A 12512-nucleotide genomic window follows, 5' to 3' on the forward strand; every position below is an offset into this window, starting at 1 on the left:
TCAGGAGTCGGCCCGGAACCCTCGCAGCCGCAGCGAGTTCGACACCACGCACACGCTCGAGGCCGCCATCGCCGCACCGGCGATCATCGGATTCAGCAACCCCAGCGCAGCAATCGGGATCCCGACCAGGTTGTAGGCAAACGCCCAGAACAGGTTCTGCCGGATCGTGCGGAGCGTACGACGGGCCAGCCTGACCGACGTGCCGACCAGGGCCGGATCGCCGTTCACCAGGGTCAGGTCACCGGCCTCGATCGCCGCGTCGGTCCCGCTGCCCATCGCGATGCCGAGGTCGGCCTGGACGAGGGCAGCGGCGTCGTTGACCCCGTCGCCCACCATGGCAACCACCTCGCCCGACGCCTGAAGCCGGGCCACCTCGGAGACCTTGTCCTGGGGCAGCACTCCGGCAACCACGCTCTCGATGCCGAGCTCGTCGGCGACCTGGCGCGCGGCTGCCTCGTTGTCACCCGTGAGCAGCACCGTCCGCAGGCCGAGACGCTGGAGATCCTCGATCGATGCTCGTGCGGCGGGCTTCACGGTGTCGCCGACGGCGATGAGCGCCCGGGGCTCGTCATCGACCCGGACGAGCACCGTCGTACGTCCGGCCGCGTGCGCGGCAACCCCGGCGTCGGCCAGCCCGGCCGGCAACGCGCTCGGCTCCGGCGTACGCCCGACGTGCACGCGATGGCCCTCGACCCGGCCGCGGACACCGATGCCGGGCTCGTTGCTGAACTCCTCGACCGCGGCCTGCCCGTCGGCGTGGGCGACGATGGCCCGGGCGACGGGGTGCTCGCTGGCAGCCTCCAGGGCGGCTGCGAGCCGGATGGCGTCCGGGTCCCCGGCCGTCTCGTGCACCCGCATCGCACCGGTCGTCAGGGTGCCGGTCTTGTCGAGCACGACGGTGGTGATCGCGCGCGAGGACTCCAGGGCCTCGGCGCCGCGGATCACGATGCCGAGCTGCGCCGCCCGCCCGGTGCCGACGAGCAGCGCCGTGGGCGTGGCCAGGCCGAGCGCGCACGGGCAGGCGATCACCAGCACGCTCACGGCGGCGGTCATCGCGGCGTCTGCGCCGTGACCGGTCACCAGCCACGCGAGGAAGGTGGCGACCGCGACGAGCAGCACCACGGGGACGAACACCGCCGAGATCCGGTCCGCGAGGCGCTGGATGGGGGCCTTGCCGGCCTGGGCGTCCACCACCGACTGCCGGATCCGGGCCAGCAGGGTGTCGCGACCGATGCGGGTGACCTCGACCACCAGCCGGCCGTCGGCGTTGAGGGTGCCGCCGACGACCTCGTCGCCCGCGGCCTTCTCCACCGGGAGGCTCTCACCGGTGATCATCGACTCGTCGACGGCACTGGCCCCGTCGGTCACGACGCCGTCCGTGGGTACCTGGGCGCCGGGCCGCACCAGCACGCGCATCCCTGGTCGCAGCTCGGCGACGTCGACCTCGCGCTCGCGACCCTCCTCGAAGACCACCGCCCGCTTGGCGCCGAGCTCGAGCAGGGCGTGCAGGGCCGACCCGGCGCGGGACTTCGCCCGCGCCTCGAGGTAGCGCCCGAGCAACAGGAAGGTGGTGACGGTGGCGGCCACCTCGAAGTACAGGTGCATCTCCCCGCGCAGCAGCTGGACCACCGACCAGGCAAGCGCGACCAGGGTGCCCAAGGAGACCAGGGTGTCCATCGTGGAGGCCCCGTGACGGGCGTTGACCGCTGCGGCGCGGTGGAACGGCCATCCGGCGTACAGCACGACCGGGACGGTGAGCACCAGCTGCAGCCACGGCAGCCGGGGCACGCCCGGGACCATCGACAGCACCAGGACGGCCACGGTGAGGGGCACGGCCAGCAGCAGCCGACGGAACAGGCCCGCGGCGTACGCCGCCTCCTCCGCCTGGGGGTCCGACTCGCCACCGGAGGGGAGTGCCGCGGAGTAGCCGGTGCGTTCGACGGTCTCGACCAACGTGGCCTCGTCGACCAGGGCCGGGTCGAAGCGGACCCGCGCCGACGCCGTCGCGAGGTTGACGCTGGCCGCGACCCCCTCCAGCCGGTTCAGCTTCTTCTCCACGCGGGCGACGCAGGACGCGCACGTCATCCCGCCGACCAGGAGGTCGACGGAACGGGTCTGCCCGTGGGTCTCGGTCATGTGGTCTCCCGCGCCGGACATGCGAATGTTGCTCGTGGGTCTCGGGCGAGCATCAGGCGCCACGTCCGTGACATTCGCATGTCAGGCGAGCGCGTACCCGGCCTCATCGACGGCGGCGGCGACCTGCTCGTCGGTGAAGCCGTCGCCCTCGACGGTCAGGGTGCCGGTCTCGACGTCGACGCTGACGACGTGCACGCCCTCGATCGCCTCGACCTCGCTCGTGACGGCCGCGGCGCAGTGGCTGCAGGTCATGCCGGTGACGGTGTAGGTGCTCATCGTTCTCCTCCGTACATGGTCGTGGTCAGCTCTTCAGCAGGCGGGTGATGGCCGCGCTCGCCTCGGCGACCTTCTCCTCGGCCCGGACGCGCCCGTCCTCGTCGCCCGCGGCGGCGCCGGCGACGGCGTCCTGGACGCAGTGGCCCAGGTGGTCCTCGACCAGGCCGACCGAGACGCTCTGCAGCGCGCTCTTCACCGCCGAGACCTGGGTGAGGATGTCGATGCAGTAGACGTCCTCGTCGACCATCCGCTGCAGGCCGCGGACCTGTCCCTCGATGCGTCGCAGCCGCTTGAGATAGTCGGCCTTGTGGTCGTGGTAGCCGGGCGTGTCCATGCCGTGAGGTTATATACCCCTAGGGGGTATTGCAAGCGGGCGAGTTGCATGCCGGAGCGCCCCAGCACCTAGCATGTGCATCGTTCTTGTCCTCCTCTTCAGGAGTTAATGGTGGCGCTGCGCTTCAAGCCCGTGGACAACACGTTCTACACATTGCTCACCGAGTCGGCCACCCGCCTGGTGGAGGGCGCCGCCATCCTTGCGGAGCTCCTGGGCGAATCGGCCGACCGGGACGACATCGCGGCACGCATGCGCGACGCCGAGCACGAGGCCGACGAGACCACCCACGAGATCGCCAAGCGGGTGAACTCCACCTTCGTGACGCCCTTCGACCGGGAGGACATCTACGCCCTGGCCTCCACGCTCGACGACGTCATGGACTTCATGGAGGAAGCGGTCGACATGACCATGCTCTACGAGGTCGAGAAGCTGCCTGGTCGGATCGCCGACCAGGTCGACGTACTCCAGAGGTGTGCGGAGCTGACGGCCGAGGCGATGCCCAAGCTGAAGTCGATGAAGGGTCTCGAGGAGTACTGGATCGAGATCAACCGCCTCGAGAACGCCGGCGACAAGAGCTACCGACGCATCCTCGCCAAGCTTTTCAGCGGTCAGTACGAGGCGCTCGAGGTGCTCAAGCTCAAGGACATCGTGGACTCCCTCGAGCACGCGGTCGACGCCTTCGAGAAGGTCGCGAACATCATCGAGCAGATCTACGCCAAGGAGTCCTGACCGGTGGACCTCATCGTCGTGGCGGTGGTCCTCGTCGCTCTCGTCTTCGACTACACCAACGGGTTCCACGACGCGGCGAACGCCATCGCCACCTCGGTCTCCACCCGGGCCCTGACCCCGCGGATCGCCCTGGTCCTCGCCGCGGTGATGAACTTCGTGGGTGCACTGCTGGGCCAGGAAGTCGCACACACCGTGAGCGACGTGATCTCCCCGCCCTCGGGGAACGCCGGCCTCGTGATCGTGCTGGCCGGTCTGCTGGGCGCCATCACCTGGAACCTGATCACGTGGTACTTCGGACTGCCGTCGTCGTCCTCGCACGCCCTGATCGGGGGCCTCGTCGGTGCGGCTCTGGTGGCCGGCGCCATCGTCCACTGGCCGACGATCGTGGACAAGGTGCTGATCCCGATGGTGGCCTCGCCACTCGTCGGGTTCGCCGGCGCCTTCGCGCTGATGCTGGCGATCATGTGGATCTTCCGGCGCCGCTCACCGCACAAGGTCTTCCGCGGGTTCCGCCTCTCCCAAACCGTGTCGGCGGCCGCGCTGGCGCTGGGCCACGGGCTGCAGGACGCCCAGAAGACCATGGGTGTGATCTTCCTGGCCCTCGTGGCGAGCGGCCACGCCCAGGCCGGCGACCCGTTGCCGCTCTGGGTGATCATCTCCGCCGCGTCCGCGATCTCCCTGGGCACCTACTCCGGCGGCTGGCGGATCATGCGCACCCTGGGTCGGCGGATCATCCACCTCGACCCCGCGCGGGGATTCGCGGCCGAGTCCGTCGGGGCGACCATCCTGTACACCACGGCGTTCGTCTGGCACGCGCCGATCTCCACCACTCACCTGATCACCTCGGCCATCATGGGCGCCGGCGCAACCAAGCGCTTCTCCGCGGTGCGCTGGGGCGTCGCGCGCTCGATCCTCGTGGCGTGGGTGTTGACGTTCCCGGCCGCCGGTGTGGTGGCAGCGGGCGTCTACATGGTCCTGACGGCCGTCTTCCAGATGCCCTAGCCGACTCACCCAGCTGTGTGCCTCAGCTGCTGATCGGGATGCGGAGCTTCCAGCCGGTCTGGATGACGTCGGGGTCCTTGATCTGGGAGTTGGCCGCCACGATCTGGGCCACCGTCGTCTTGCCGAAGCCACGCGCCTTGCGGACGATGCCGGTCAGCGTGTCGCCCTTCTCGACCCGGTAGAGCAGGAACCCCATCAGGTCGGGGAACATGACCAGCTCGACCTCGCGCAGGTCACTGCCCGGTCCGGGGCCGGGTCCGGGGTTGTCCCCGAAGACCTGCAGCTTCACCGTCGTACCGGCTCGCGGTGGGTTCTTCACCTTCAGTACGGCGCTGAACTCACCGATCAGGGCCATCCCGCCCGTGCTCGTCGCGAACCCGGTGGCGATGACCTTCCCGGCGCGGTTGAGCAGCCCCATGCCGATCGTCCCCTCGAAGCCGGTCCCGATCCCGGCGACCGTGAACTGCCGCCCGACCAGGTCGTCCCTCGCCGGCTCCCGGACCCGGATGTCACTGAGGATCCCCATGATGCGCCTCCCGTTGGCTGGTTGCTCGCCAACCTAGGCCGTCGTACGGGGTGCGGCATAGGGCGGTGTAGACGGATGGGGGGTGTGGGGTGGGCGCCGCCGAACATGCGAATGTGGCAAGCGGGTCGCGAGTGGCGTTCATTCGGCGCTCACGCCACATTCGCATGTTCGGGGAGAGTCGCATGTCGTGAGAGCAGTCCGACGGCCTCGACCAGCACTTTCTGGACGTACGCCGGGTCGAACATCACGTGCCACCAGCTGAACCGGATCACGTACCAGAACAGCAGGGTCAGGGTGTTGTAGCGCCGACAGTCCCGGGTCAGCTGAGCCGTCTTGCCGTGCCACGCGAAGCTCTCCGCCTCGATCACGATGCCGCGCCCGGGGTCGGCCAGGTCGGGGTGGAGCGTCTGGGTCGTGTCGGGGACCGGGACCGCGAACTGGGGACGTACGTTCAGTCCCGGGATCAGGAGTGCCTGCGCGTAGAGGACCGCCTCGAACGGGTTGGCGCACTGGCCGGTGACCGCCGCGGCGACCTCGCAGATGCGGCGACGGCCGCGGCCCTTGGTCTGCTCGGCGACCTGTTGGACCTCCGCCTGGGTGAAGTCATCGGCGCGGATGGCGCTGTTGACGATCGCCACGGCCTCGTCCCACGGCAGGTTGCGCATGCAGTCGACGAGCGTGCGCACCTGCGACGTCACCGCCCCCTCGACATCGTCGGCCGGCAGATCGCTCCAGTGCGGGACCAGGATCTTGCGCAGGCTCCGGTCCACCCGCCTGGTCCGCGGGAACGTGACCTCGGGCAGCGGCGGCGGGGCCTTCTGCGCCCACCCCCAGTAGTGAGCCGCGCTGCGGTGCGAGAGGACGCCGGCGACCCGGTTGGCCGTGCGGAGCGACGGCCTGGTGCTGGGCAGGGCGTAGCGGCCGCGGGCGTCCCGCTCGAGTACGCCGGCCCGCAGCGCCTGGTCGACCTCGGCCCTCGATCGCAGCCGGACGAGCGTTGCTCGCTCACACACACCGCCCAGCGCGGTCACCTGGCTGATCAGATCCATGCCGGGAGCGTCGGGCAGTCAGCAGCTCCGTGCGCGACCCGTTTGGTCTGGCTGTGGATCAGGACCCGATCGGTCGGCCTGTGGACGCGAGCTGGGCCGGTGGTGGTGCGGTGGGCCGGCGTGGGACATGCGAATGTTGCCGGAGCGACGAGCGACCGCTACAGCGGTCGCTCGCGCAACATTCGCATGTTCGGAGCGCGCGGCCCCGAGCATCACGGGCGCCTGCGCGGCCGACCTGCCCGGCCGACCAGCCCGACCGACCAGCCCGACCGAGCAGAGTACGACGGGTCAGCCGAAGCGGCCCGAGATGTAGGCCTCGGTGGCGGGCTCGTCCGGGACACTGAAGATCTTCTTGGTCGGGTTCATCTCGATGAGCTTGCCGGGCTTGTTGGCTCCGGCGATGTTGAAGAAGGCGGTGTCCTCGCTGACCCGGGCGGCCTGCTGCATGTTGTGGGTGACGATGACGATCGTGTACTCGGTCTTCAGCTCGTGGATGAGGTCCTCGATGGCCGAGGTGGAGATCGGGTCGAGGGCCGAGCAGGGCTCGTCCATCAGCAGCACCTGCGGCTCGACGGCGATGGCGCGGGCGATGCAGAGGCGCTGCTGCTGGCCACCGGAGAGGCCCATGCCGGGCTTGCCGAGGCGGTCCTTGACCTCCTCCCACAGGTTGGCCGAGCGCAGCGACTTCTCCACCACGGCATCGGCCTCGGCGCGGCCGAGGCGCTTGTTGTTCAGTCGCAGACCGGCGAGCACGTTCTCGTAGATCGACATCGTCGGGAACGGGTTGGGGCGCTGGAAGACCATGCCGATCATCCGGCGTACCTCCACCGGGTCGACGCTGGGGTCGTAGAGCGACTGGCCGTCCACGACGACCTTGCCCTCGACGCGGGCACCGGGGATCACCTCGTGCATCCGGTTCAGCGAGCGCAGGAAGGTGGACTTGCCGCAGCCGGACGGGCCGATGAACGCGGTGACCGAACGAGCGGGGATGGACAGGGAGACACCCTCCACGGCGAGGAAGTCGCCGTAGTAGATGTTCAGGTCTGAGATGTCGATGCTCTTGGCCATCGTGTTCCTTTCGAAAGGCCCCTGGGCAGGGGGTCAGTGCCCCGTCTTGGGGGCGAAGATCTTGCCGAGCACACGCGCCAGCAGGTTGAGCACCAGGACGATCAATATCAGCACGAGCGCCGCCCCCCACGCCATCGGGCGAGCGATCTCCGGGTGGTTCCCGGGCTGCGTGTAGCTGTAGTAGATGAAGACCGGGAGGGTCATCATCTGGTCCTTGAACAGGTTGAAGTTCGTCGAGTCCGTCGACCCCGCGATGATCAGCAGCGGCGCCGTCTCGCCGATGACGCGCGCGATGGCCAGCGTGACGCCGGTGATGATGCCGGCCAGCGCGGTCGGCAGCACGACCTTGACGATCGTCTTCCACTTCGGCACGCCCAGGGCGTACGCCGCCTCGCGCAGATCTGTCGGGACGAGCTTGAGCATCTCCTCCGAGGAGCGCACCACGATCGGGATCATCAAGAGGGACAGTGCGACGCCACCGCCGAGGCCCATGTGCACGCCGGGTCCGAAGAACACCACGAACAGTGCGTAGGCGAAGAGACCGGCGACGATCGAGGGGATGCCGGTCATCACGTCGACCAGGAACCGGATCGAGGAGGCCATCCGCGACTTCGCGCCGTACTCGACGAGGTAGATGGCGGTCAGCAGGCCGATGGGCACCGAGATCACGGCGGCGCAGGCGGTGATCAGCAGGGTGCCGATGATCGCGTGGTAGATGCCGCCCTTCTCCCCGACGATGTTGCGCATCGACCAGGTGAAGAACTTGGCATCGAGCACGGGCGCGCCCTCGCGGATCACCGTCCAGAGCAGCGAGACCAGCGGCACGAAGGCCAGGCCGAGGGCCACCCAGACCAGGGCGGTGACGAAGCGGTCCACGGCGGAGCGACGGTTCTCGACCACGCGCGACCAGGTGGGCAGCACGACCAGGTAGATCAGCAGCGCCACCACCACGATCGCCACCGGACCCCAGCCCAGCAGGAGCGCGAGCAGGCCGGAGGCCGCGAACGCGATCACCAGCACCAGGACGGGCGCCCAGCGGGGGAGGCGGGCGTGCTTGAGGGAGACGTGGTCCAGCGCGTCGGACGGCTTGTCCATCAGCGTGGTCATACCGACACCTCACTGCGGGAGACGATCCAGCGGGCCGCGAAGTTGACCACGAAGGTGATCACGAACAGCACCAGACCGCTGGCGATCAGGGCGTTGACCTGGATTCCGGTCGCGTCCGCGAACGTGAGCGCGATGTTGGCCGCGATCGTCGACGGGTTGGTCGAGGAGATCAGGTTGAAGGTGACCACCCCGCTGGCGGAGAGCACCATCGCTACGGCCATCGTCTCGCCGAGCGCGCGGCCGAGGCCGAGCATGGCGGCCGAGACGATGCCCGAACGGGCGTAGGGGAAGACGGAGAGGCGGATCATCTCCCAGCGGGTCGCGCCGAGGGCGAGCGCCGCTTCCTCGTTGAGGCGCGGCGTCTGGGCGAAGATCTCGCGCGAGATCGCGGTGACGATCGGCAGCACCATGATCGCCAGCACGATGGAGGCGGTCAGGATGGTGCGTCCGGTGGTGGACGCGGGACCGGCGAAGAAGGGAATGAACGAGAGGTGGTCGGCCAGCCACTCGTAGAGCGGCACCAGCTTGGGCCCGAGGAACAGGCCGCCCCAGAGGCCGTACACGACGCTGGGTACGGCGGCCAGCAGGTCGATCAGGTAGCCGATCAGGGTGGCGATCCGCCGGGGGGCGTAGTGCGAGACGGTCAGCGCGACCCCGATGGCCAGCGGCACCGCGATGGCCAACGCCAGCGCGGCGGCCAGCAGCGTGCCGAAGAGCAGCGGCCAGACGTAGACGACGAAGCTCGACGCGCCCTTGAGGTCCTCAGGGCCGGCCGTGAAGGCGGGGATCCCCTCGATGGTGAGGAAGACCGCGACGCCGGCCAGGGCGAGGAGGATCGTCAGGCCGGCGGCGCGGGTGAGGTTGGCGAAGACCAGGTCGCCCAAGCGTCGCTTGGGAGACCCGGCCTTCGCCTCGATGGTGCTCACGGTGTGGTGTGCTCTCGATTCACTTCGCGGAGATCGAGTCGACGATCGTCTTGGCCTTCTCGGCGAAGGACGCCGGGATCGGGGCCGAGCCGGCGTTGTCCGCCGCCTCCTGCTGGCCCTCTTCGCTGATCACATAGGTCAGGAAGCCCTTGACGAGCGCGGCCTTGGCCTTGTCGTCGTAGGTCGGGCAGGCGATCAGGTACGACGTCAGCATCAGCGGGTAGGCCCCGGCCGCGGTGGTGGTGCGGTCGATCTTGACGGCCATGTCGCCCTCGGGGCGGCTGTCGTCGAGCGGGGAGGCTTCGACGGCCTTGGCAGCACCCTCGGCAGAGGGCGGGGTCCAGGCGTCGCCGACCTTGATCGAGGCCGCCTTCAGGTCGCCCACCTGGCTGAGGTCGGCGTACCCGACGGTGCCCTTGCCGCCACCGACCGCGGAGATCATGCCGGAGGTCTGGTTGGCGCCCTCGCCGGACTTGATCGGCCACACCTTGTCGGCCGGGTAGGTCCAGGCGCCGTCGCCGGCCTTCTCGAGGTAGTCGGTGAAGTTCTTGGTGGTGCCCGACTCGTCGGAGCGGTGGACCGGGTCGATCTTGGTCGACGGGAGCTTGGCGTCGGGGTTGTCGGCCTTGATGGCCGCGTCGTCCCACGTCTTGATCTTGCCGGCGAAGATCCCGGCGATGGTCTTGGGGGCGAGGTTGAGCTTGTCGACGCCTTCGACGTTGAAGACGACGGCGATCGGGCTCACGTAGTTGGGGACCTCGATGGCGTCGGCGCCGCAGCGCTTCTTCGCGGCGTCGACCTCACCCTTCTCGGGGTCGAGCGCGGCGTCGGACCCGGCGAAGTCGACGCCACCGGCGTTGAACTTCTCGACACCGGCACCAGAGCCGGCCGGGTCGTAGTTGATGGTGACGCCGCTGTTCGCCTTCTGGAAGCCGGCTCGCCAGGCGTCCATGGCGGACTCCTGGGCGCTGGACCCGGAGCCGTCGAGCTTGCCGGAGAGGTCGCTGGAGCCACTGCTGGCGTTGTCGGTCTCGTTGCCGGCCCCACAGGCGGAAAGAGCGAAGCCGAGGGCAAGGGCCGCTGCGCTGGGAGCAGCGATGCGGCGAAGGGAAGTGCGGTTCACTTCTACTCCTGAGTTCAGGTGTCAGTTCACAGTTGTCGGACATTGCAGAAACTAGGAATGTGAAGTGACTGGGTACGTCGGCGTGGGTGAACGCGAGGTGAACGCTGACCGCCGGGTTGGCGACGGTCGGACTGGTTGAAGGCAGCCGGTATCTGAACAGCCGCAGGTCAGCGGCGTTTTGCCCCGATCAGAGCGGTAGGTGCCGCTCGGTGACGACCACCTTGTGCTTGCGGTGGTGCACCACCACCAGCTCTGCCGGTGAGAGCGGTTCCTCGTGGATGCCGAGGAGGGTGAACAGGTCGGGCAGCACCGGTCGGTGGCTGCACAGCACGCTCGATCCGGGGGCGGCCATCAGCAGGTCGAGCAACGTTCGCGCACTGGCCTCGTCGTACTCCTCCTCGGAGAGCTCCTCGACCTGCTCCAGCGGTACCACGTGCTCGACGGCGAACGGTTCGACGGTCTGCACGCAGCGGGTGCTGGAGGAGCTGAGCACCCGGGAGATGCCGAACGCGTGCAGGATCGGCGACAGCGCGACGCCCTGGGCCTCACCCTCCGGGGCGAGCGGGCGCCTGGGGTCGGGGCCGTCCCAGCTGCCGCGCTTCACCGCCTTGGCATGCCGTACGACGATCAGCGCGGCGGTCTTCTTGCGGGCTGCGCGGTACTGCTCGAGGAGGTCGATGTCGTCGAGGTAGGTCAGCCGCTCCTTGGCCGCGTCGAGGTCGAACCAGGCGAGCTCGTCGACCTCCTCGTTGATCTGGTACGACGAGACGTCGTCGTCCCCGACCACGTGGCCGACCCAGTAGTGCACCGTCTTGGCGCGACCACCGCTCACGGCGTACAGCTGGGGCAGCAGTGGCCGGCCGAGGCGGATCTCGACACCGGTCTCCTCGAGGACCTCGCGGACGGCGGTCGCGGTCACGTGCTCGCCCGGATCCTGCTTGCCCTTGGGGAAGGACCAGTCGTCGTACTTGGGGCGATGGACCAGCAACACCTCGCGACCCCGGGGGCCCTTGCGGGCAACCACGGCACCCGCGGCAACGACGTCAGGACCGCTCGCCGGGGTGGGGGCTGCCATGGCCCACATCCTCACACGGTCGGGTGAATTCCGAGCGGCTACCCTCGGCCCGTGCGCAGGTTCCTGGTCTTCGGTCTTGCGCTCGTCCTCGTGGCCGGTCTGCTGGTGGTGGGTCTGGTGGTCTGGCAGCGGTTGCACCGGACTCCGCTCGAGGAGGCGCTGCACGCCGTACCAGCCTCGTCCGAGCGGGTCAGCTTCACCGACTGGAGCGTCGTACGGCGCCAGGTGGACGTGGGCCTGGGCCGCACACCGAGCGATGCGCGCATCCAGATCTTCATCGAGAAGGCCTACGACCGCGACTTCACCGCTGCCTCGAGCATCGACTCCGCGGCCGTGGCGATGAACGACAAGTTCGGCTTCGGCCCCGCGAACGCGCAGTGGGAGGCCTACGGCCAGGGACACCAAGGGGCCACGATGGTGGTGAAGGTCGCGGACGGTGCCGACTTCGACGTGCTCGCCGGCAACCTGCGCTCCGATGGCTACAAGTCGCCGAAGGACGACGACGGTGTCTGGCGGGGTGGTGAGGACCTGGTGGCCCAGCTCGACCCGACGCTGACTCCGGAGGTGCAGTACGTCGTACTGCTCGCCGACCAGGGTCTGGTGGTGACCAGCGACAACGCCGAGTACGCAGCCAGCGCGGCCAAGGTGGCGAAGGGCGACGGTGACTCGGTTGCCTCGAAGGACGGCGTCGGCGACATGGCCGACCAGCTCGGTGAGCCGGCCAACGCCATGCTGTGGGCTGGTGACTTCGCCTGCGCCGACCTCGCGATGTCGCAGGCCGACCAGGACGAGCAGGACGAGGCCAAGCAGCTGGTCCGCGCGGCCGGGGGAGTGACGCCGCTGAACGGCTTCGCGATGGGGATGCTGCCCGGCCGCACCCTCCGCGTCGTCGCCCACTTCGAGGACTCCGAGCGTGCGAAGAAGAACCTCCGCTCACGCGCGAGGCTGGCCGTGGGCGACGCGCCGGGCCGCGGCGTGGCGTTCACCGACGACTTCAAGCTCACCACCTCGAAGGCCAGCGGCAGCGAGGTCGTGCTCGACCTGGAGCCGAAGCAGTCGACCGGCTACGTGCTGTCCGCGCTGTATGACGGGCCGCTTGTGTTCGCCACGTGCTGAGGAGTCTCTGCCTGCGCTTCGACCGCCTCGCCGCCGACCGCTTGA

General features: G+C 69.1%; 13 protein-coding genes. 3 read left to right on the forward strand and 10 right to left on the reverse strand.

Features of this window, described 5'->3' with window-relative positions; genetic code table 11:
* From H976_RS0113080 to H976_RS0113090, 3 genes are all read right to left on the reverse strand, one after another.
* The gene (locus H976_RS0113080; protein WP_027861909.1) at window positions 1-2136 is read right to left on the reverse strand and encodes a cation-translocating P-type ATPase; all 2136 of its coding nucleotides are present in this window, start codon (window positions 2134-2136) and stop codon (window positions 1-3) included.
* A gap of 81 nt (window positions 2137-2217) precedes the next feature.
* Window positions 2218-2412, reverse strand: a complete 195-nt coding sequence (locus tag H976_RS0113085) for a heavy-metal-associated domain-containing protein (protein ID WP_027861910.1) — start codon at window positions 2410-2412, stop codon at window positions 2218-2220.
* A 25-nt stretch (window positions 2413-2437) separates the two neighbouring features.
* The gene (locus H976_RS0113090) at window positions 2438-2746 is read right to left on the reverse strand and encodes a metal-sensitive transcriptional regulator (RefSeq protein ID WP_027861911.1); all 309 of its coding nucleotides are present in this window, start codon (window positions 2744-2746) and stop codon (window positions 2438-2440) included.
* Window positions 2747-2857: 111 nt separating this feature from the next.
* Here H976_RS0113090 and H976_RS0113095 point away from each other — a divergent pair, with 111 nt between their 5' ends.
* Window positions 2858-3475 (forward strand): DUF47 domain-containing protein, encoded by a 618-nt coding sequence (locus H976_RS0113095; protein ID WP_027861912.1) that lies wholly within the window; start codon window positions 2858-2860, stop codon window positions 3473-3475.
* Between the two features lie 3 nt (window positions 3476-3478).
* On the forward strand, window positions 3479-4477 hold the full coding sequence (locus H976_RS0113100; RefSeq protein WP_027861913.1) for an inorganic phosphate transporter: 999 nt from the start codon (window positions 3479-3481) through the stop codon (window positions 4475-4477).
* Between the two features lie 22 nt (window positions 4478-4499).
* On the opposite strand, the gene H976_RS0113105 is transcribed toward H976_RS0113100, so the two are convergent.
* The 7 genes from H976_RS0113105 to H976_RS0113135 all read right to left on the reverse strand — a co-directional run bounded on the left by H976_RS0113105 (window position 4500) and on the right by H976_RS0113135 (window position 11351).
* Window positions 4500-5003, reverse strand: coding sequence for a Gmad2 immunoglobulin-like domain-containing protein (locus tag H976_RS0113105; RefSeq protein WP_027861914.1), 504 nt, complete (start codon window positions 5001-5003; stop codon window positions 4500-4502).
* A gap of 149 nt (window positions 5004-5152) precedes the next feature.
* Entirely contained in the window at window positions 5153-6052 is a 900-nt protein-coding gene (locus H976_RS26170) for a hypothetical protein (protein ID WP_051276779.1), read from the reverse strand.
* A gap of 288 nt (window positions 6053-6340) precedes the next feature.
* Window positions 6341-7120, reverse strand: a complete 780-nt coding sequence (pstB, locus tag H976_RS0113115; protein ID WP_027861915.1) for a phosphate ABC transporter ATP-binding protein PstB — start codon at window positions 7118-7120, stop codon at window positions 6341-6343.
* 33 nt (window positions 7121-7153) lie between these two features.
* Window positions 7154-8227, reverse strand: coding sequence for a phosphate ABC transporter permease PstA (gene pstA / locus H976_RS0113120; protein ID WP_051276780.1), 1074 nt, complete (start codon window positions 8225-8227; stop codon window positions 7154-7156).
* A complete protein-coding gene (gene pstC, locus H976_RS0113125; protein ID WP_027861917.1) occupies window positions 8224-9153 on the reverse strand; it encodes a phosphate ABC transporter permease subunit PstC in 930 nt (309 codons plus the stop codon). The genes pstA and pstC overlap by 4 nt, the downstream gene beginning before the upstream one ends.
* Window positions 9154-9172: 19 nt before the next feature.
* On the reverse strand, window positions 9173-10276 hold the full coding sequence (pstS, locus tag H976_RS0113130) for a phosphate ABC transporter substrate-binding protein PstS (protein ID WP_027861918.1): 1104 nt from the start codon (window positions 10274-10276) through the stop codon (window positions 9173-9175).
* A 187-nt stretch (window positions 10277-10463) separates the two neighbouring features.
* On the reverse strand, window positions 10464-11351 hold the full coding sequence (locus tag H976_RS0113135; protein ID WP_027861919.1) for an NUDIX domain-containing protein: 888 nt from the start codon (window positions 11349-11351) through the stop codon (window positions 10464-10466).
* A gap of 51 nt (window positions 11352-11402) precedes the next feature.
* Here H976_RS0113135 and H976_RS0113140 point away from each other — a divergent pair, with 51 nt between their 5' ends.
* A complete protein-coding gene (locus H976_RS0113140; protein ID WP_027861920.1) occupies window positions 11403-12467 on the forward strand; it encodes a hypothetical protein in 1065 nt (354 codons plus the stop codon).
* The last annotated feature ends 45 nt before the right edge of the window (window positions 12468-12512 follow it).

The sequence above is a fragment of the Marmoricola sp. URHB0036 genome (genome assembly GCF_000426045.1).
In the GTDB taxonomy this organism is placed as follows: domain Bacteria; phylum Actinomycetota; class Actinomycetes; order Propionibacteriales; family Nocardioidaceae; genus Marmoricola.

Coding starts and splice junctions, on each gene's coding strand:
- H976_RS0113080 (WP_027861909.1), bottom strand. CDS start 2,136: ATGACCGAGACCCACGGGCAGACCCGTTCCGTCGACCTCCTGGTCGGC.
- H976_RS0113085 (WP_027861910.1), bottom strand. CDS start 2,412: ATGAGCACCTACACCGTCACCGGCATGACCTGCAGCCACTGCGCCGCG.
- H976_RS0113090 (WP_027861911.1), bottom strand. CDS start 2,746: ATGGACACGCCCGGCTACCACGACCACAAGGCCGACTATCTCAAGCGG.
- H976_RS0113105 (WP_027861914.1), bottom strand. CDS start 5,003: ATGGGGATCCTCAGTGACATCCGGGTCCGGGAGCCGGCGAGGGACGAC.
- H976_RS26170 (WP_051276779.1), bottom strand. CDS start 6,052: ATGGATCTGATCAGCCAGGTGACCGCGCTGGGCGGTGTGTGTGAGCGA.
- pstB (WP_027861915.1), bottom strand. CDS start 7,120: ATGGCCAAGAGCATCGACATCTCAGACCTGAACATCTACTACGGCGAC.
- pstA (WP_051276780.1), bottom strand. CDS start 8,227: ATGACCACGCTGATGGACAAGCCGTCCGACGCGCTGGACCACGTCTCC.
- H976_RS0113135 (WP_027861919.1), bottom strand. CDS start 11,351: ATGGCAGCCCCCACCCCGGCGAGCGGTCCTGACGTCGTTGCCGCGGGT.